The 20,093-nt window shown below is 55.1% G+C and carries 16 protein-coding genes, 1 pseudogene and 1 riboswitch; of the genes and pseudogenes, 4 read left to right on the top strand and 13 right to left on the bottom strand.

Going from position 1 to position 20,093, the window contains the following annotated elements:
* Positions 1-52: 52 nt before the first annotated feature.
* The 7 genes from hprK to B9L19_RS02520 all read right to left on the bottom strand — a co-directional run bounded on the left by hprK (position 53) and on the right by B9L19_RS02520 (position 8,631).
* A complete protein-coding gene (gene hprK, locus B9L19_RS02550) occupies positions 53-988 on the bottom strand; it encodes an HPr(Ser) kinase/phosphatase (RefSeq protein WP_025949860.1) in 936 nt (311 codons plus the stop codon).
* Positions 989-1,218: 230 nt separating this feature from the next.
* Positions 1,219-1,581, bottom strand: a complete 363-nt coding sequence (locus B9L19_RS02545; RefSeq protein ID WP_025949859.1) for a phage holin family protein — start codon at positions 1,579-1,581, stop codon at positions 1,219-1,221.
* A 101-nt stretch (positions 1,582-1,682) separates the two neighbouring features.
* Complete coding sequence (locus tag B9L19_RS02540) at positions 1,683-2,009, bottom strand: magnetosome magnetite crystal formation protein family (protein WP_025949858.1); 327 nt, start codon at positions 2,007-2,009, stop codon at positions 1,683-1,685.
* A gap of 119 nt (positions 2,010-2,128) precedes the next feature.
* Positions 2,129-4,987 (bottom strand): excinuclease ABC subunit UvrA, encoded by a 2,859-nt coding sequence (gene uvrA, locus B9L19_RS02535; RefSeq protein WP_033024206.1) that lies wholly within the window; start codon positions 4,985-4,987, stop codon positions 2,129-2,131.
* 16 nt (positions 4,988-5,003) lie between these two features.
* A complete protein-coding gene (uvrB, locus tag B9L19_RS02530; protein ID WP_025949856.1) occupies positions 5,004-6,980 on the bottom strand; it encodes an excinuclease ABC subunit UvrB in 1,977 nt (658 codons plus the stop codon).
* 240 nt (positions 6,981-7,220) lie between these two features.
* A complete protein-coding gene (locus B9L19_RS02525; protein WP_025949855.1) occupies positions 7,221-7,445 on the bottom strand; it encodes a CsbA family protein in 225 nt (74 codons plus the stop codon).
* A 13-nt stretch (positions 7,446-7,458) separates the two neighbouring features.
* Positions 7,459-8,631 carry a PDZ domain-containing protein gene (locus B9L19_RS02520; protein ID WP_025949854.1) on the bottom strand — a complete coding sequence of 391 codons (1,173 nt, stop codon included), beginning with the start codon at positions 8,629-8,631 and terminating at the stop codon, positions 7,459-7,461.
* A 218-nt stretch (positions 8,632-8,849) separates the two neighbouring features.
* Between B9L19_RS02520 and B9L19_RS02515 the strand changes: the two genes are divergently transcribed.
* From B9L19_RS02515 to B9L19_RS02505, 3 genes are all read left to right on the top strand, one after another.
* Complete coding sequence (locus B9L19_RS02515) at positions 8,850-9,392, top strand: MerR family transcriptional regulator (RefSeq protein ID WP_025949853.1); 543 nt, start codon at positions 8,850-8,852, stop codon at positions 9,390-9,392.
* 403 nt (positions 9,393-9,795) lie between these two features.
* A complete protein-coding gene (locus tag B9L19_RS02510) occupies positions 9,796-11,469 on the top strand; it encodes a DUF6044 family protein (RefSeq protein ID WP_025949852.1) in 1,674 nt (557 codons plus the stop codon).
* 16 nt (positions 11,470-11,485) lie between these two features.
* The gene (locus B9L19_RS02505) at positions 11,486-12,478 is read left to right on the top strand and encodes a glycosyltransferase family 2 protein (protein WP_025949851.1); all 993 of its coding nucleotides are present in this window, start codon (positions 11,486-11,488) and stop codon (positions 12,476-12,478) included.
* Between the two features lie 100 nt (positions 12,479-12,578).
* On the opposite strand, the gene B9L19_RS02500 is transcribed toward B9L19_RS02505, so the two are convergent.
* Together B9L19_RS02500 and B9L19_RS02490 are read right to left on the bottom strand one after the other, a co-directional pair.
* Positions 12,579-14,027, bottom strand: coding sequence for a S41 family peptidase (locus B9L19_RS02500; RefSeq protein ID WP_025949850.1), 1,449 nt, complete (start codon positions 14,025-14,027; stop codon positions 12,579-12,581).
* Between the two features lie 527 nt (positions 14,028-14,554).
* A complete protein-coding gene (locus B9L19_RS02490; RefSeq protein ID WP_025949848.1) occupies positions 14,555-15,268 on the bottom strand; it encodes a pirin family protein in 714 nt (237 codons plus the stop codon).
* Positions 15,269-15,723: 455 nt separating this feature from the next.
* Positions 15,724-15,809, top strand: a riboswitch (cyclic di-GMP riboswitch).
* 40 nt (positions 15,810-15,849) lie between these two features.
* Here B9L19_RS02490 and B9L19_RS02485 point away from each other — a divergent pair.
* Positions 15,850-16,710: a hypothetical protein gene (locus B9L19_RS02485; RefSeq protein ID WP_025949846.1), complete on the top strand. Its 861-nt coding sequence runs from the start codon at positions 15,850-15,852 to the stop codon at positions 16,708-16,710.
* Between the two features lie 88 nt (positions 16,711-16,798).
* Here B9L19_RS02485 and B9L19_RS02480 read toward each other — a convergent pair.
* The 4 genes and pseudogenes from B9L19_RS02480 to B9L19_RS02465 all read right to left on the bottom strand — a co-directional run.
* A pseudogene (locus tag B9L19_RS02480) lies at positions 16,799-17,370 on the bottom strand (RNA-guided endonuclease InsQ/TnpB family protein); the annotation flags it as partial.
* On the bottom strand, positions 17,348-17,773 hold the full coding sequence (merR, locus tag B9L19_RS02475; RefSeq protein WP_025949845.1) for a mercury resistance transcriptional regulator MerR: 426 nt from the start codon (positions 17,771-17,773) through the stop codon (positions 17,348-17,350). The pseudogene B9L19_RS02480 and the gene merR, both read right to left, overlap by 23 nt.
* A 203-nt stretch (positions 17,774-17,976) precedes the next feature.
* Positions 17,977-19,617 (bottom strand): mercury(II) reductase, encoded by a 1,641-nt coding sequence (gene merA / locus B9L19_RS02470; RefSeq protein WP_025949844.1) that lies wholly within the window; start codon positions 19,615-19,617, stop codon positions 17,977-17,979.
* Between the two features lie 70 nt (positions 19,618-19,687).
* Positions 19,688-19,981 (bottom strand): transporter, encoded by a 294-nt coding sequence (locus B9L19_RS02465; protein ID WP_025949843.1) that lies wholly within the window; start codon positions 19,979-19,981, stop codon positions 19,688-19,690.
* Positions 19,982-20,093 lie beyond the last annotated feature (112 nt).

Below are 20,093 nucleotides of genomic sequence, written 5' to 3'. Positions count from 1 at the left end.
CCGGGAGCGTTTCCCCCGCCGTTGTTATCCAATCTTCCCATGCAGCCCCACATCAATCATACTCGTTCGTGCTGTCTTCGATGGCGTCGCTCAATCGCGCCGAAAACTCCTCGGCTGCATTGACGCCCATCCGCTTCAGGCGGAAGTTCATCGCCGCCACTTCAACGATGACCGCCAAGTTGCGGCCCGGACGGACTGGAATCGTCAATTTCGGCAATTCCGTATCCAAAATTTTGACCTTTTCTTCTTCCAACCCAAGCCGGTCGTATTGTTTTTCCGGATCCCAAAGTTCCAAATCAATGACGAGCGAAATGCGCTTATGCGTCCGCACCGCCCCGGCGCCGAACAGCGTCATCATGTTGATGATGCCAAGCCCGCGAATTTCGAGCAAATGTTCAATCAACTCAGGCGCGCTGCCGACGAGCGTGTCTTCATCTTCCTGGCGGATTTCCACGCAGTCATCGGCGACGAGCCGATGGCCGCGCTTGACGAGCTCAAGCGCCGTTTCGCTTTTGCCGACGCCGCTTTTGCCGGTGATCAACACCCCGACGCCGTACACATCGACCAGCACGCCGTGCACCGCAGTGGTCGGGGCGAGCTTGCTTTCCAAATAGTTCGTCAACCGGCTGGACAGACGGGTCGTTTTCATCGTCGAGCGCATCACGGGCACCGACTGGCGCTCCGACGCTTCGATCAACTCCGGCGGCACCTCCAGTCCGCGCGAGACGATGATGCCCGGCGTAATATCCGTGCAAAGCCGCTCCATCCGCGACCGTTTTTCTTCCGGCGTCAACGTTTCATAAAACGACAGTTCCGTCCGCCCGAGCAACTGCAGGCGCTCCGCCGGGTAATAGGCGAAATAGCCGGCCATTTCAATCCCCGGCCGCGACAAGTCGCTCGTCGTAATCGGGCGGTAAATGCCTTCCGCGCCGCTGACAAGCTCGAGCTGAAACTGCTCAATGATGTCTTTCGTCCGCACTTTCGGCATACGTCGCCTTTCGCTCCTTTCATCATCTTTCTTCATTGTAGCACGTTTCGTTTCGCCATTGAAGAAAACATTCCGCAGAAAACAAAACAAGGACGGTTCCCCCGTCCCGATCACGCCCAATCCATCAAGCCGAAACGATCTTTCCTGCATCGCTTCTCCAATGGCGAAACATTGCCGCATCCGCCGTGCGGACACACGGCGCCACCCGCTTGGCAATGAACCGCGCCCCGTTACGACCGGTTGCGGAGCGGCTCGATCACCGCTTTTTGCACAAGCAAATGGAAAAACGACAAGACGATCGACGCAAGCAGCGCGGTGCCAAAGCCGCCGATTTGGAAGGCATCGCCCATCAGCGCGGCGGTCATCATGAGCGTGATGGCGTTAATGACAAACAAAAACAATCCAAGCGTCAACACCGTCACCGGCAGCGTCAACAAGATGAGCACCGGGCGAACGACAGTGTTGAGCACCGCCAAAATGACGCTCGCCAAAAACGCCGCGCCGACGCCGCTGAAATGAATATCGTCAAAATACCCGTCAATCGCCATGAGCAGCACCGTATTGATCAACACACCGATCAACCAATTGAGCATCCCATCACCATCTTTATTCGAGTCTCGCGCCCGCCGGCCACCCCTTTTGACAGGCCCAAAAAAGCGGGGCCGCGGCATCGCCGGCGAACGGGCGCTTTCTCTTATTTTAACACTTGAATTCCTTTTATGACATTCCAAACGACGACAACGAGATTCACCGCCCCAGCAACAAGGAACCCAAGCCAGACGAGCCCGCCGCCAAAAAGAAGCGATTCCTCGCCCCAATGGCCAAACAGCACCGGCGATGCGGCCAGCGCAATGAACAAGAGGATCGTCACAGCCGGAATCAAATGCGACACGAGCGCCCGCTTCGCATGGCGTTTGACTTCAAGATCTTCGACAACAAAATAGACGACAATCGGCAAAATAAACGGCGCAAAAAAGACGCTGAAATAACAAAGCGCGGACAACACTTTGTTCGTCGACAAGCGGAAATCCCCTTTCCATAAGGTTCTTTTACCTTGTATATACGACCGCGGCTTGGAAAAGTTTCCTTTTTCTCTTTCCAAAAGCCACCGTCTCCTATATGCCAAAGCGGCCAAGGCCTTTACGCCTTCGCCGCTTCATACCGCGCCTGCATGCGCGCCCGGTCGCGCTCGAGAATCGGTTTCAAGTAGCGGCCGGTGTGCGACTCCTCCACCTCGGCCACCTCTTCCGGCGTGCCGACGGCCACGATTTGCCCGCCGCGGTCGCCGCCCTCTGGGCCTAAATCAATAATATAGTCCGCCGTTTTGATGACGTCCAAATTATGCTCGATGACAAGCACGGTATCACCGTTGTCGACGAGCCGATGGAGCACGTCAAGCAGCCGGGCGATGTCATCGACATGAAGCCCGGTCGTCGGCTCGTCCAAAATGTAGAGCGTCCGGCCGTTGGAGCGGCGGTGAAGCTCAGCGGCGAGCTTGACGCGCTGCGCCTCGCCGCCGGAGAGCGTTGTCGCCGGCTGACCGAGCTTCATATACCCAAGCCCGACGTCATAGAGCGTCTCGAGCTTGCGTTTGATTTTCGGGATCGAGGCGAAAAAGTCGAGCGCATCTTCGACCGTCATGTCCAAGACATCGGCGATGTTTTTCCCTTTATACGTCACCTCAAGCGTTTCGCGATTGTACCGTTTGCCGTGGCACACTTCGCACGGGACGTACACGTCCGGCAAAAAGTGCATCTCAATTTTGATGATCCCATCGCCATGGCACGCCTCGCAGCGCCCGCCTTTGACGTTGAAGCTGAACCGCCCTTTTTTATAGCCGCGCACTTTCGCTTCGTTCGTCGAAGCAAACACGTCGCGGATGTCGTCAAACACCCCGGTGTACGTCGCCGGGTTCGACCGTGGCGTGCGGCCGATCGGCGACTGGTCGATGTCAATGACTTTCTCGAGATGCTCAAGCCCGCGGATGTCGCGATGCTCGCCAGGCTTGGCTTTCGCCCGGTTGAGCTTTTGCGCCAGCGCCTTATACAACACTTCGTTGACAAGCGTGCTTTTGCCCGAGCCCGACACCCCGGTGACAGCGACAAACGTGCCGAGCGGGATGTTCACTGATATGTTTTTCAAGTTGTGCTCGCGCGCGCCGACGACTTCGAGCCAACGCCCGTCTGGCCGGCGCCGTTCGGCCGGAATCGGGATGAATTTTTTCCCCGATAAATACTGGCCGGTGAGCGAGTTCGGGTCGTTCATCACTTCTTCCGGAGTGCCGGCGGCGACGACCTCGCCGCCGTGGATGCCCGCCCCCGGGCCAATGTCAATCAAATAGTCCGCGGCCAGCATCGTATCCTCGTCGTGCTCCACGACAATGAGTGTATTGCCGAGGTCGCGCATGCTTTTCAACGTCGCGATCAGCCGGTCGTTGTCGCGCTGATGAAGGCCGATCGACGGTTCGTCGAGCACGTACAGCACCCCCGTCAGCCGCGAGCCGATTTGCGTCGCCAAGCGGATGCGCTGCGCCTCGCCGCCGGAGAGCGTTCCCGCCGAGCGGCTGAGCGTCAAATAGTCGAGGCCGACGTTTTGCAAAAAACCGAGCCGGTCGCGGATTTCGCGCAAAATGAGGCGGGCGATTTGCACCTCTTTTTCGGTCAGCTCGAGCCTGTCAAAAAAGACGAGCGCCTCAGTCACCGACATGGCGGTGACCTCGCCGATATGCTTGCCGCCGACAAGGACAGCGAGGCTTTCTTTTTTCAGCCGGTAGCCTTGGCATGTCGGACATGGTTGTTCCGCCATATACTTTTCCATCTGCTCGCGAATGTAATCGGAGCTTGTCTCCCGGTAGCGGCGCTCGATGTTGCGAACGACACCTTCAAACGGGATGTATTGTTCGCGCACTTGGCCAAAATCGTTCGTATAGCGGAAATAAATCGGCTCACCGCCGCTGCCGTACAAAATTTTCTCGAGCTGCTCTTTCGGCAAATCCTTCACCGGCACGTCCATCGGGATGCCGTAATGGCGGCACACGGCTTCGAGCAGCTGCGGGTAATAGTGCGAGCTTTGCGGCTCCCACGGAGCGATGGCGTGTTCTTTTAACGTCAGCTCATCGTTCGGGATGACCAAATCGAGATCCACTTCGAGCTTCGCCCCGAGCCCGTCGCAGTCCGGGCAGGCGCCGAATGGACTGTTGAACGAAAACAGACGCGGTTCAAGCTCCCCGATCGAAAAGCCGCAATATGGGCAGGCGTGCTTTTCACTGAACAGCAGCTCCCCCTCGCCGATCACGTCAACGACCACTTTGCCGTCGGCAAGCTTCAGCGCCGTCTCGAGCGAATCGGCGAGCCTCGATGCGATGCCGTCCTTGATGACAATCCGGTCGACGACGACATCAATCGAATGTTTTTTGTTTTTTTCAAGCTCAATGTCCTCCGTCAACTCTCGCATCTCGCCGTCAATGCGGACGCGCACATACCCTTGCTTGCGGATGTCCTCGAGCGTCTTGGCGTGCGTCCCTTTTTTTCCCGAGACGATCGGCGCCAAAATTTGCATTTTCGTCCGCTCCGGGTACGCGAGCAGCCGGTCGACCATTTGCTCGATCGTCTGCGATTGGATTTCAATGCCGTGCGTCGGGCAAATGGGGCGGCCGATGCGGGCAAATAGCAGCCGCAAATAGTCGTAAATCTCCGTCACCGTTCCAACCGTCGAGCGCGGGTTGCGGCTCGTCGTTTTTTGGTCGATCGAAATGGCCGGCGACAATCCTTCAATCGCATCGACGTCCGGTTTTTCCATCTGCCCTAAAAACTGACGGGCGTACGCCGACAGCGATTCGACGTAGCGCCGCTGGCCTTCCGCGTAAATCGTGTCAAACGCCAGCGACGACTTCCCCGACCCGGACAGCCCGGTCAAGACGACGAGTTTGCCGCGCGGGATTTCGACGTCAATGTTTTTCAAATTGTGGGCGCGCGCCCCCTTGACGATAATTTTATCCATTCCGTTCACCCGGCCATCACCCTTCCGCTTTCAATTCGAAAATGATGTCGCGCAGCTGGGCGGCCCGCTCGAAGTCGAGCGCTTTGGCCGCCTCTTTCATGTCCGCTTCGAGCTTGCGAATCAGCTCTTCTCGCTCTTGTTTCGTCATCGCTGCCGCCGGCTTTGCCTCGTACATCTCCTTCTCTTCCGCCGCATACGTCGCGCGGATGACGTCGCGAATCTCCTTTTTCACCGTGCGCGGCACGATGCCGTGCTTTCGGTTGTACTCTTCTTGAATCGCGCGGCGCCGCTTCGTCTCTTGAATGGCGATTTCCATCGATTGTGTGATCGCATCGGCGTACATGATCACATGACCGTTCGCGTTGCGCGCCGCCCGGCCGATCGTCTGGATGAGCGAGCGCTCCGAGCGCAAAAACCCTTCCTTGTCGGCGTCCAAAATGGCAACCAGCGACACCTCTGGGATGTCGAGCCCTTCCCGCAGCAAGTTGATGCCGACCAATACATCGTATTTGCCGAGCCGCAAATCGCGGATGATTTCAATGCGCTCAAGCGTCTTGATTTCCGAATGCAAGTAGGCGACTTTGATGCCAGCTTCCTTCAAATAATCGGTCAAATCCTCCGCCATTTTTTTCGTCAGCGTCGTCACGAGCGTGCGTTCGTTCCGCTCGACGCGCTCATGAATTTCGCCGATCAAATCGTCGATTTGCCCTTTCGTCGGACGGACGTCGATCGTTGGGTCGAGAAGCCCGGTCGGGCGGATGATTTGTTCGACGACGCCCGGGCTGTGCTCAAGCTCGTACGGCCCTGGCGTCGCCGAGACGTAAATAATTTGATGGATTTTTTGCTCGAACTCGTCAAACGTGAGCGGCCGGTTGTCCAGCGCCGACGGCAGGCGGAAGCCGTGGTCGACGAGCACTTGCTTGCGCGCCCGGTCGCCGTTGTACATGCCGCGCAGCTGCGGCAAGGTGACGTGCGACTCATCCACGATGATCAAAAAATCGTCCGGAAAATAGTCAAGCAATGTATACGGCGTCGACCCCGGCGGCCGAAGCGCCAGATGGCGCGAGTAGTTTTCGATGCCGGAACAAAAGCCCATCTCGCGCATCATTTCAAGGTCATAGCGCGTCCGCTGCTCCAGCCGCTGCGCCTCCAAGAGCTTTCCTTGGGCGCGCAGTTCGGCCAGCCGCTCCTCAAGCTCTTGTTCAATGTTTTGAATCGCAAGCCGCATTTTCTCCTCGCGCGTGACGAAGTGCGACGCCGGGAAAATGGCGACATGCTCGCGCTCGCCAAGCACTTCGCCCGTCAAGGCGTCCACCTCGCGGATGCGCTCGATTTCATCGCCGAAAAATTCGACGCGAATGCAATGTTCATCGCGCGACGCGGGGAAAATTTCGACAACATCGCCGCGGACGCGGAACGTGCCGCGCCGAAAATCGATGTCATTGCGGTCGTATTGGATGTCAACGAGCCGCCGAAGCAGCGCGTTGCGTTCGATTTCCATCCCGACGCGCAGCGAGACGACGAGCTCCCGGTATTCTTCCGGCGACCCTAAGCCGTAAATGCATGAGACGCTGGCCACGATGATGACATCCCGGCGCTCAAACAACGCCGATGTCGCCGAGTGCCGCAATTTGTCGATTTCATCGTTGATTTTCGCGTCTTTTTCAATGTACGTATCCGTCTGCGGCACGTACGCTTCCGGCTGATAGTAATCGTAGTAGCTGACAAAATATTCGACGGCGTTGTGCGGAAAAAACTCTTTCAGCTCGCTGTACAATTGGCCAGCGAGCGTTTTGTTGTGGGCGATGACAAGCGTCGGCTTGTTGACTTGGGCGATCACGTTCGAGATCGTAAACGTTTTGCCCGTCCCCGTCGCCCCAAGAAGCGTTTGATGTTTCACACCCCGCTGCAAGCCGTCCACAAGCTTGGCGATCGCCTGCGGCTGATCGCCTTGCGGTTCGTACGGCGACACTAATTGAAAACGGCCCTCCACCGTTTCGCCTCCTCCTTCGTACCATCTTTCCCCATTGTATCACATCGTGATGATCGATGCATCAAAAATGCGAACTCATATTCGCACCATTCTGCACAACATTTTCCATTCGCCTAACGCGAAAAAGCGGACCCATTCATGCCCAAGGTCCGCATCTTCGCTCCGTTCCGTCTCGACAATCCGACGTTCAGCCGACGATGCCTTTTTCAAAAAACAGACGGTTGAACCGACAACCCCGCTTCATTTTTGCTTCAGATGGTCGAGCATGCGGCCGGCCCAAAGAAAACCGGCGATCGTCGATGCAATGTCAGCGACAATTTCATGCAGCTCGTCCGTATAGCCTTTCAAGTAGGAAGCGACAAGCAGCGCAACAGTCAACAGCACCGCGATGTACCGATTGTACGTCACCCGCGCAAACAACAGCACCAATAGGCACGGGATGAGGAGTGCCGCCAAAAACCACATGATCCATTCTCCTTTACGAAACAGCTTCAGACGCTGATGCGTTCCGATCACGGACGAACAGCAGCCCGAGTTCATGATGCTCATCCTCATAGAGCGCCCCTTGAACGAAACGGACTTCGCCGTTATGTCCGACGACATCCAACTTGCAAAACGCACGGTTGCGTTGGAGCGCCTCGTAAAACTCGGTTTCACTCCGCACCGGGGCGCCGTTTGTTTTCACGATGACTTCCCCGATCGACAGCCCCATTTTTTCCGCTTTCGAGCCGGGAAGCACGCCGACAATCACCAAGCCGTGCGGATGGCGGGCAAAGCGGGGCGGGCGGGCGCGGTCGGCGCGATGCCCGGAAAACGCGATCCATTCGCGGCCGATGATCGCCATAGCCCCCGCTGCCACCGCCAGCGGCGGATACCATATACCGGAAGCAGCCAATAGGGAGACAACGAACGCCAGCCGAACAACAAGCCGTCCCTCCGCGCGCGCCGCTTCCGCCGGCAGCATGTGCTGGCGGCGCTGGGAAAAGCCGAGAAGAAACGGCACGAGCCAAAATGAATAGCCGTCTCCCGTCGAAACGAGCGGCCACCAGGAAGCCGGAGGCAGCGCGCCGCCTGATACGGGCAACACAACCGGCACAAACCAAAGACGCTGCGTCCATTGCAAGCCGACCGTCATCCCTCGCTTGCTTTTCGCAAGCTGCGGCGAGGCCGCCTCGTTTCGCGTGCGAATGATGAGCCATCCTTCGAAAAGCAAAAGCAATGCAAGCCACACCGCCAAAGCTGGCGCCGTCGCCATGCCGTCGGGAAGCCAGCGGGACAACGCGCCGCTTCGCTCCGCCAAACCGAACGCAAGAAGCGCGCCGCCAACTGGATAAGCAGGCGACAACAACCGCGCTTCCATCGCCAAGCTAAAGAACACTGTCAGCGCCGTTATCGTCCAAACGGCTTCCTGCGGCACTGCGATCCCGATGCCGACGGCTGCCGCCGACAACACCAACCCCGCCATCCATCCCTTCGTCCAAAGCCCGCGCCACTCTTGCCATAGGCTGTAGACGCGCACATGAAAATCGCGGCGCTCCCGCTTCACCCGCCGCCAACCGACAGCCAAAGCGAGCGCGGCGCCATAATAAAGAAGCGGCTGCCGCCAAACCGACGCGACGCCCTCAAGCCATTCCAGCCACCATGTGGCCATCCGCTTCACCCCTTGCGTCGTTCATCATTCTTTACCTTCTATTCTACCAAATGGCATGGCCAATTCCCATGCCCACAGCCATCTTTTTTCACCAATGGCGAATCTTCGCTGTTTTCCACTTTCTTTGCCGAATCGACACTAGTTTTGTCGGCCCGGCAGGATTTTGCACACCGATGGAAAAAGGATATAGCAGAAGACGAAAAAGGAGGAGTGAAACGATGGAGCTCAAAACATCTGACGTTGCCGCCCGTCTCGGAGTATCGCCCAAAACGATCCAGCGCTGGGTGCGGAAATACAATATTCCGCTGCAGAAAAACGAAGCCGGACATTACTTGTTTGATGAAAAAACCGTCGCCTTGCTCGAACGGGTCAAATTTGAACAAGGCGCCGCCATGGAAGCGCCGCCAGAAGCAACACCCGAAGCACCGCCGGCCTCTAGCCGTTCTTCCACAACGCCGCCAAACGTTCCCATTCACGCTCTGTTCCAAGAATATATCGAACCGGAAATGGACCGCGTCTCCTCGCGTTTGAATGAACTCGAGCAACAATTGGAACAAAAAGCGGATGATGTCGTCTCCATTCAACTGTTGCATCACCGTCAAGAAATGGAGGAAATCGCCGCCCGCCTCGCCGTGCTGGAGCAAACGGTCGCCCGTCTTGAACAGCAGTTGAACACCCGGCCCCCATCCCCGCATGAACCGCCGAAAGAAGCGAAACGAAAACGGCGCGGCTTTAGGCGCGTGATGGGGCTGTTTGCCTGACGGGTTTCATGCAGGTTGGACCGAAAAGATCGTCGCCCTTTCAAGAAAAGATGATCGATCATTTTGTGAAGGTGTTTCACGCGTATATGATGGTGGTCATAAACGGTGCACCATTGGGCGTTGGGACACTTTCTTTTTTTTATGGCTGTTCACCCTAAAGTGGTCCTGGACGGTTTCCAATCATGTCTTACTCACACGCATAAAGAAAAATCAGTCCATCCATGTTTGGGCTATATAGCGGATCCAAAAACGCCTTGCTTGTCAAGTACGTGTTGTGGTGATAAGCCTTTTTGTTTTTCTTCTTCACTACTTCTTTACGATTTTTTTATTCTCTTTTAATCGCAGCGTCTTATAATGGGTCACGTTGTGCAATCTTCTCGCACAGGAAAGGAGGGCGAGCGAAATGGAACAAAGGGAGCGAAAAGCGTTCGCCATCGCGTTCATCGCATTGGCTCTCTACCTTTCTCCGCTGTACATGTTAGGCGAACACGCCCATATTCGCGTGCACGACAATCTAGATTCGAACATCGCCTGGTATCGCGTGCTCGTTCGCAGCGGCCAACTGTTCGGCCCGCTTGATGCTGTCATCCCGCAAGTGATCAACGGGTTGCCGCGCAACGCCTTCGGCACCGAATTCAGCGGCATCGTGTGGCTGCACGCTTTGTTTCCCTCCATGGTGGCGTACGCCATCAGCCAGACGATCACGAGGGTATTCGCCTTTTTGGGGATGTATTGGCTGCTCAGGCGCCACTTTTTGCCTTCACCGGAATCATGGCTCATTCGCGTCGGGGCGGCGCTTGCTTTTGCGCTGACACCGTTTTGGCCGTCCGGCATGTTAAGCACGCTCGGCATGCCGCTGGCGCTTTGGGCGTTTCTGTCGATCCGCAACGGAGAAGCGACATGGAAAGAATGGCTGGCGATCATCTTGCTTCCGTTTTACGCCAGCTTTGTGCTCGGATTTTTCTTTTTCCTCGCCGCGATGGCGGCGGTGTGGCTGTTTGACGGCGTTGTCCGCAAGCAGTGGAACAAGCGGTTTTTCGCCGCGATCGCCCTCATGACCGGCATCTTTTTGGCCATCGAGTACCGCCTCGTGTACTCGCTTGTCTTCAGCGGCGAACCGACGAGCCGGAACGAGTTCCTCTCCTCGCGGCTCAGCTTCGTCCACTGCCTTCGTTTAACGTTGAAAAACTATGTGCTCGGCCATACGCATGTGATGACCGTCCATGGGCCGATCATCTTGCCGGTGCTTTGGGCGGCGTTTTTTCTCGTTTTGCGCCGCCGTCAGCGCGGGCCATTGGAGCGGCGCTTCCTTTTGTTGTTTTGGTTGAACATTGCTTTATCGACTTGGTATGCGTTTTGGTTTTACAAAGGGTGGCAGCCGCTGAAAGAACGAATTTCCCTTTTGAATACGTTCAATTTCGCCCGCTTCCATTTTTTGCGGCCGATGGTCATTTACGTCGATTTTGCCTTGGCCTTGCAAATCTTAGCCAAGGAACGGACCGCATGGCGGCGCCTCGTGCCGATCACCTTGGCGCTGCAGCTGCTTTTGCTTGGTGGGTTTAATGAGGAAATCCGCTATCGCCTCGCTGGCACGCCGTCGTTCGAGCAGTTTTATTCCGAACATTTATTTACCAAAATCAAGCAATACATCGGCAAACCGGTATCGTCCTACCGCGTCGCCAGCGTTGGGCTTCACCCGGCCATCGCCCAATACAACGGGTTTTATACGCTCGATACGTACAACAATTTTTACCCGTTATCGTATAAGCGGAAGTTTCGCCGCATCATCGCCAAAGAATTAGACAAAAGCCCCGTGCTGAAAGACTATTTCGACCATTGGGGCAACCGCGTCTATTTGTTTTCGGCGGAACTCGGGAAACATTACATGTTCACAAAACGCTCGCATAAGGTCATTCGTCATTTCGAGATCGACACAAAGGCGTTCAAACAGCTTGGCGGCAAGTACATTTTTTCCTCCGTCCCGATCGAAAACGCCCGCGACATCCATCTCCGCTTCTTGCGGGCGTTCACCGATCGACAGTCAGTCTGGAAAATTTATGTATACAAAGTGGAGTGAAAGGGAGGCAAGAAACATGGTGGACAAACCATTGTTAGCCATCGTCGTCCCCTGCTACAACGAAGAAGAAGTGCTACTGGAAACGGCCCGGCGGCTGACCGCTTTGCTTGAGCAGCTGCTCGAAGAAGGAGCGGTCGCCATCGGCAGCCATATCGTGTTTATCGACGACGGCAGCCGCGACCGGACATGGGCACTCATTGAAGAAGAAAGCGGGCGAAATCCTTTCGTGGCGGGCATCAAGCTCGCGCGCAACGTCGGCCATCAGCGGGCGCTGCTCGCTGGGCTCGAAACGGTTCGCGCGTACGCCGATTGTGCCGTGTCCATTGACGCCGATTTGCAAGACGATGTGGAGGCCATCCGCGAATTTGTGCAAAAATACCGCGAAGGATATGACATCGTGTATGGCGTGCGGCGGAGCCGAAAGACAGACACATGGTTCAAGCGTACGACCGCCCAAGCCTTTTATCGGTTCATGCGGGCCATCGGAATCGAGCTGATTTACAACCACGCCGATTTCCGTCTGATGAGCAAGCGAGCGCTTGATGAACTGAGCCGTTACACGGAAGTCAATCTCTTTTTGCGCGGGTTGGTTCCGCTCATCGGCTTCCGCTCGACGTGCGTCTTTTACGACCGGCATGAGCGGTGGGCTGGACAGTCGAAATACCCGCTCAAAAAGATGCTCGCCTTCGCCTTTGACGGCATCACGTCCTTGAGCGTCGCACCGATTCGCGCCATTACGCTCATCGGTTTTTTGGCCTTTCTCGCGAGCGGTGCGGCCGGGCTGTACGCCCTCATCAGCAAACTTCTGGGGCACGCCGAATCAGGCTGGACGTCGCTCATGATCTCCATTTGGTTCATCGGCGGGCTGGTGCTCATGAGCCTCGGCCTCATCGGGGAATACATCGGCAAAATTTATCAAGAGGTGAAACGGCGGCCGCGGTTTGCGGTCGAAAAAACCGTGCAGCTGCCGCTTCCATCAGAAAGGGAGAAAACACCAGCCCGTTTGTAGGAGGCCATGGATGGTCCACGGGCAAATCTGTTAAAAAGAAAAGGGCGCCTCTGCGTTGCCAGAGGCACCCTTTTCTCTTTACCCGTCATCATTGGCTCGCTTACGACGGAAACAACACGCCAAGCGCTTTTTTCAGCTGCACATCATGGTTCGGATCGCGGACGGCTTCCATGATTTTTGCCTGCAGCACATCTGCCGTCGCTTCGTCGATGCGCCCAGTGACCGGCAACTGATTCGCTTTTTGGAACGCTTGGACGGCTTGTTCGGTTTCTTTGCTGAAGTAGCCGTCCGTGCGGCCCGGGTTGAAGCCAAGCCCTTTGAGCATTTTTTGCGCATTGGCGATTTGCTCGTCGTTCATGTCATACCGAAGCGGTTTTTCCACATGAAGCGGAGCGACGTGGAAATAATCCGGCTGCGCCACCGCGACATCTGGCTTGATCCCTTTTTTATGGATCCAATGCCCGTCCGGCGTCAGCCATTTGTACAGCGTCAATTTGATGTTGCTGCCGTCGCCCATCGGAATCGCCTGCTGCACCGTCCCTTTGCCGAACGTCGTCTCGCCGACCAGCTTGTAGCCGCCCCCTTCCTTCATCGCTCCCGCCAAAATTTCCGACGCGGATGCGCTTCCTTTGTCGATGAGCACCACGATCGGGTACGGCTTTTTCGCCGTTAAATCGGAATAAAACTTTTGCCGATCGCCATCGCGTTCTTCAATTTGCACATATGGTTTGCCTTTCGGGATGAGTTGCTTCAAAATTTCCTCAACGCTTTGCAAATAGCCGCCCGGATTGCCCCGCACATCGATGATCAAGCCATCAATATGTTCGGCCTCAAGCTTCGCCAATTTCTTTTTAAAATCGGTGGCCGTGTTTTCCGAAAACGACGTGATTTGCAAATAGCCCGCCTTTTTGCCGTTGTAGGTTTTGATCGAGTCATACACCGTCTGAATCGGAATTTCGTCGCGGACGACTTTGACTTTCATCACGTTTTTGACGCCGGGGCGCAAAATGTCAAGCTCCACCGTCGTCCCTTTTTTGCCGCGGATTTTCAGCACCGCTTCATACAAGTCGAGCCCCTCTAGGCTTTCTCCGTTGACGCGCAAAATTTGATCGTTCGGCTTCAGACCCGCTTTTTCCGCCGGCGAGTTTTTGATCGGAGCCACGATCGTCACCTTGCCGTCGATCATGCTCACTTCGGCGCCGATCCCCTCAAACGACGAGTCGAGCGACTCGTTGAACTGCTCCGTCGTTTCCGCATCCATGTAGACGGAATACGGGTCATGGAGCGTGTTGATCATACCTTGAATGGCGCCTTCCGTCAGTTTTTCTTCATCCACTTTCTCCACGTACCGATTCTTAATGAGCTCATACGCTTGCCGGATTTTTTTCATCTCTTCGCTTTCGTTCGCCGACTTGGACGGCTCATTCGAAATCATCGTCGAAAGCGAGCCTTCCATCGGGCGGTCCGCCAACTGAAGACCGGCGTACGTCCCTCCCGCCCCAATGAGCATCGATATGGCCATCAATGCGGCCGTCGTCGATTTTTTCACGTTGCTTCCTCCTCACCCTATGCTTGACCTTCCCCACCGCTTGCTGCGGTGCGGGAAGGGGGCTTTCTCCTCGCTCCTCCGTCAGTGAAGCAAATGAACATCCCTTCCGCCTCAACGCCGACGGCTTTTGCCAAATACGAAAAGGAAAAGCACCGCCTTACGCCGTGCCATGCCTTTATCTTCATCATATGTTGGGCTTGTACCGAGTATGCTAGTGCGTTGCCCATCCTTTACTAGTTTACACCCTCCTTGTTGATTTCTCAACTCATACAGAGCGGCAAAAAGAGGCACCCCTCGCCCTTGGCGGCGAACGATGCCTCTTCTTGATTCGTCTTCTTGGCACGATCTAGAAGGCCGGTGATTTAAAAGGAAGTGCTGCTCTCCAACAGTATTTCTCAAATTGAGAAACCTTGCAACACCACAACTTCATTTCTTTTGATTTCTCAAAAACCAAGCGAATCCGTTGTTTTTCACCAGTCTCCTAGAATGGAAGCCAAACCAATGAGCCGCACAAAAACGAAACGCTTTCACCCCTCTTTTGGCAAGTCGATGAGCATCAACCGTGATCCTTCGTTCGTTGCGAGGCGAAGAACCGGCATTTCCGTGATGCGGGCCGCATCGCGCCGCTGGAGATGGGCCTCGCCGTTTAACGTCAGATCCCCCTCAATGACAAAGACAAAGATGTTCCGCCCTTCCGGCTGGGTAAACGTCAGCTCATGCCCGGCTTCCAAATCGGAAAGATAAATCGTCAAATCTTGATGAATGTGAGCAATCCCCGGGGAAGACGGGTGTTTCGTGACAATCGGCAGCAAGGCGTTTTTCATCTTGTCGACCGGAAACTCGGTCCGCTCGTACGACGGCGGCAATCCGTATTGTTCCGGAAAAAACCAAAGTTGCAAAAAGTTCACCTCTTCCGTCGCCGACGGGTTCACTTCCGAATGGACGATGCCGGTGCCGGCCGACATCCGCTGCACGCCGCCGAACGTTGTCACCGCCTTATGTCCGGTGCTGTCTTCATGTTGCAAATAGCCTTTCAGCACGATCGACACAATTTCCATCTCCCGGTGCGGGTGAGCGCCAAAACCGGCAAGCGGCGCAACGAAATCGTCGTTTAACACCCTTAGCGGGCCAAACTGGATGTTATTAGGATCATAATACTCGCCAAACGAAAAACTATGATATGTTTTCAGCCACCCGTAATCAGCATGATATCGGGACGACGCCCGGTCGATGCGGATCATCTTGTTCCTCTCCTTCATTTATCGAAATAGAGCACCAAGAGCATGCCGCTTTGATACGGCGATCGCCATAGCGATCATAGTCATGTGATATATACGATGCGGATCATGAAAAATCTAGAATGCTGGTGATTCAACAGGAAACGCGGTTCAATCATGTCGCTTCTCAAACGGAGGAGCCTTATATATAAATGTTGCTCTTCCCTCCACTCAAGAATCATCGATATTAGGGGAAATGGACGTTTTTCACCGGCCTCCTTGGAGGGCTAGCCAGCATGAAGTTCTCCATCAATTTGATTGATTCTAAAATCTCGAATTCGAGATTATTATAGAAAAAACCGTTTTGCCTGTCAACTTTGGAACGGATGAAAAATAGGACAAATGGATGATTTACCTCAGATCGTAGGACAACTTATAGTGAAGATAGATTACCGCCGCATCTTCTCCTGCGAGGAGATACGGCGAAAAGGCAAAGCGCTGGAAACAGCGTGGCGCAAAGCTAAAGGGGCTACGGCGAAAGACGCTATGCCAGCCAGCTGCCGAACGTATCTTCAATCCATCATTGATGAAGGGAGAAGAAAAGCATGAAGCGAATGCTAGTTGGGTGCCTCGCTGCTGCCTTGTTGTTTTCATCAGGATGGGCAACAGCCGAAGCCAAGGGGAAACAACAATCCAAGCCAAAATGGGCCGATAAAAACAAAGACGGCATCCCGGATGATTGGGAACTGAAGTACAAACTCGGTCTAGGGAAAAACGTCGCCAACCAGGACAAAGACCGCGACGGCTTAACCAACCGAGTGGAATACAATCTCCGTCTGAATCCGACGAAAACAGATACGGACAAAGATAAAATATTAGATGGGGACGAAGACACCGATCGCGATGGGCTGACAAACAGCGCCGAGGTAGCGCTCGGCACTAAACCGGAAGATGCCGACAGCGACAACGACCGGGTTAAAGACGGGGCAGAGAAGAAAGGAAAAACAAAGCTGGCCAATGTCATCCAAAAGCTTGAGTTGCGAATCAAAACAGCGGCCAACCAAACCATTAAAGTCGACTATCATTGGTCTGAACGCCATTCCCATTTGCACATGAAAGACCAGACGGGTGAAGTAACAACAAATGATGTCCAGTCGCTCATTAACGACTTGCAAGCATCACCGTCGCTGTCAAATGATGAAGTCATCGCCAAAATCCAAACTCTCTTTTCCCTTGATACTCCGTTCCGCCTTGAACTCGAGTGGAAATATGGAAGCGGCCGGGCGCGGAAACTGTCCGTCAAGCAAGACGAGGACAAAGGAGAAAATGCTGGGCAACCCGGCGATGATCAAGATGACGATGACCAAGGCCATGATCAAGACGGTCATGATCAAAATCACGACCAAGACGATGATGACTACGATGGTGGCAATGTAGGCGGCGATGATGGCAACAGCAGCGAATAATCGCGTCCTGAGCAGACAAGCAGCTGCCCGAAAGGCCGGGAAACCGGCTGATGAGGGCAGCCATATTTTTGCTGGAGCTTGCCACCACCTATTTCCTTATCACCCTTTTTCTTCTCCCCCGTTGCAGTGGAAGAACGCACAGAACTGTTGCGGCTAAAATTCCATATTGACACTCCGCACGCCTAAAGTCGTGGGATTCTTGGATCGTTTGCGTCCTCATCCATTTCTGGTTCGGACAACGCCCAAATTCAGGGGTGTGTCATCACCCCGTCCCATCGGGTTAGGATGCACCCCAATGGGCGGCGCACCTGTGACCCGTGCGCTAGGTTCGACAGCAAAGCCCGAAATCGCTTTGGCGATGTTGATGGCGCCATTCAAGTCGGCGTGGAGAGTGTATCCACACCTTTGGCATCGGAAGCGGATGCCGTTTCGGTTCGCTTTCTCTCGATGACCACATTGACACGTTTGGCTCGTGTAGGTTGGATTCACCCACTCCACGCGAATGCCCGCCATTTCCGCTTTATAGGCGATCATCGTTTGTAGTTGGTGAAATGACCAAGAGTGAAGGCTTCGCCCCGCTTCTTTGGCCGATGTTGCCCGTTTCCGAATCCCCGTCAACGCTTCCATCCGAATCACGCTAACACCGTTGGCGAGGGTAAAAGGGTTCTTCTAGCAATAGGTCAATAATCGGGCAGTTATATAAATTGTCTTCATGAGGGCAACATTCCTTTAACTGCTGGAGCATCGCTTCGATCCGCCTCAAATCGCGAATGCTGGCTTGAATCTCCTCGATCTTTTGCGTAACAAAGCGGTACATGTCTTTGCATCGATCGCGATCCCGATCGACAACGCCAAGCAGTTTATCAATTTCCGCCAAGGTGAATCCGAGCCCTTGCAGCTGTTTAATAAACCGGATTCGCCGGATCGTCTCCTCCGTATACAGACGATACCCGCCTTCTGTCCGCTCTGTTTCTGGAATAAGCCCTTTCCGTTCGTAGTACCGGATCGTTTCTTTATGAATCTGGCATTTTTGGGCCAACTCGCCGATGCGGTAATGTTTCACATAACCACCTCACCCAAAAACATAAACCTTCTACTATCGTACAGGGTCAAGTCAATATGAACGTTGGACTGACATTTCTTTATGAATAGGGAAGCGCTCCACCAAACGGATCGCCTCCCCATTAAGCTTCGTTGCAACCGCAACAGCAATGAGTTCCACCCCCTTGATAACGGTCCGCGAAGCGGCGGCCCCATTCAAAGGCCTCATCCCGCGCAGCACGACAGTTTCGAAACGTCTCGGTCAAACGTAAGCGCCGCCAGCTTCAGCCCCTCCGCCATCGTTAAATACGGAGCCAACGTGCGGCGAAGGTCGTCGATCGTTAATCCGAATTGAATCGCCAACGTGGCGGCGTAAATGACCTCGCCGGCATTGTCCGCAACAACGTGGGCGCCTAGCAGCTTGCCCGTACGGGCCTCAGCGACAAGTTTCAACACCCCCGTCGTTTCCCGATTGACGATCGCGCGCGGCACCGCCTCAAGCGGCAGGACGGACGTTTTCACGTCATACCCGTTTTCTTTCGCCCGCTGTTCGGTCAACCCGACGGTGGCGATGGCCGGATGGGTGAACGTCACCGCCGGAACGACGGCCGTATCCCAGCGCTTGTTCAGCCCGCCGACGGCATTGGCCGCGGCAACGGCTCCCTGATAGGCCGCGACATAGACGAACTGCGGGCCGAGCGTGACATCGCCTGCCGCATAAATCGACGGGTTCGTCGTCCGTGTGTATTCGTCGATCAAAATTTCCCCGCGCGCCCCGACTTCCACACCGGCTGCCGGCAAGTTCAACGCCGCTGTATTCGGCGTTCTCCCGGCAGCCACGAGCAATTCGTCCGCTTCGATGACCCGGATGCGGCCGTCTACATTCACATACACTTTTTTCGTATTCCCGTCTTGTTCGACCCGTTCAAACGAAGCGCCGGTGATGATGCGGATGCCTTGTTCCGTGAGCGCCCGCACCACCGCTTCGGAAATTTCCGGATCATACGCTTTCAAGAGGCTCGGGCTTCGCTGCATCAACGTCACCTCCGAGCCGAGATGGTGGAACAGCTGCCCCAACTCCATCCCGATGTAGCCGGCGCCGATGACGGCGAGCCGCTTCGGCACCTTTTTCAGCTCGAGCAACGTCGTGCTCGTCAAGTAGTCGACATCATGAAGCCCCGGAATATCCGGCACAGCCGGGGAAGCACCTGTCGCGATCAAAAACCGTTTCGCCGACAGCGTTTGGCCGTTCACTTCAATCGTTTGGCGCCCAACAAATCGGGCTTCCCCTTGGATGAAATCGAACCCATACTCTCCGATCAAGTCTGCATATTTCGCTTGGCGAAGCTGCTCGACCAGCTCATTTTTTTGCTTCACTAACGGCGCCAAATCAACCGGACCAGCGGATGTATGCAGGCCGAGAAACGGATGATTTCGCGCCAACGCATTGATTTCACCAGCCCGAAGCAACGTCTTGGACGGCACGCAGCCGATATTGACGCACGTCCCCCCGACCGTGCCACGTTCGACCATCGCCACTTTCGCCCCGTATTTCACCGCTTCGATCGCCGAGGAAAACGCCGCTCCGCCGGAACCGATGACGATGTAGTCATACTCTCCCTCGCCATCGATGACAGATCTGGCTGTCACGGCGATCTCCTCGATGTCCCTCGGCTCGTAATGGGCGTTTTTGACCGCTTGTCTCGCCATGTCAACGTCCGTGCCCTCAGGCAACGCGAATACCGCTTCACCGCGCTGGAAGCTGACATCCATCAGCTTGGCCCCAATCGCCCCCAGCGCTCTGGCGACATGTTGTTCACAGCCGGTGCATGTCATGCCTTGGACGGTCATTCGGTATGTTTTCATGGTAAAAATCACTCCTATCCAGAAATGTCTCTTTCTTAATTTGTTCAGATCCTCGATCATGAAACCCATATCACTCATCCTCATGATTCGTTCGGAAGGGGACACAGCACACCCCATGGCCGTTTCCCGTTTTCCCAAGGCCGCAGCTTTCCGCTTCACCTGATCGCATTGGCTTTCGCTTTCCAAACATCATCATCAGCGAAAAGAAAAACAAAACCGTAAAAAAGCCGATGGCAAGGCTTTGGTGTCGGATCCAATACGCACCGACCGATGTTCCAGCCAACAACGGCAGAATAACCGCCAGATGGCACGGGCAGCTGAGCAGTGCCAGCACGGCCCAAAACGATGTTTTGACCATTCCCATCGGTCTCCCTCCTTGCGATGACGGGGTGGGGGGTTCCCGTCTTTGCTCAACATTATAAACGATGGACTAAGGTACAGAGTCAAGGGGGGGAATGTGGTGCGGACAGACCATT

Source organism: Geobacillus thermocatenulatus (assembly GCF_002217655.1).
Classification (GTDB): domain Bacteria; phylum Bacillota; class Bacilli; order Bacillales; family Anoxybacillaceae; genus Geobacillus; species Geobacillus thermocatenulatus.
The sequence above is the reverse complement of the archived record's forward strand: the minus strand, read 5'-3'. Positions and strand labels throughout refer to the sequence as shown.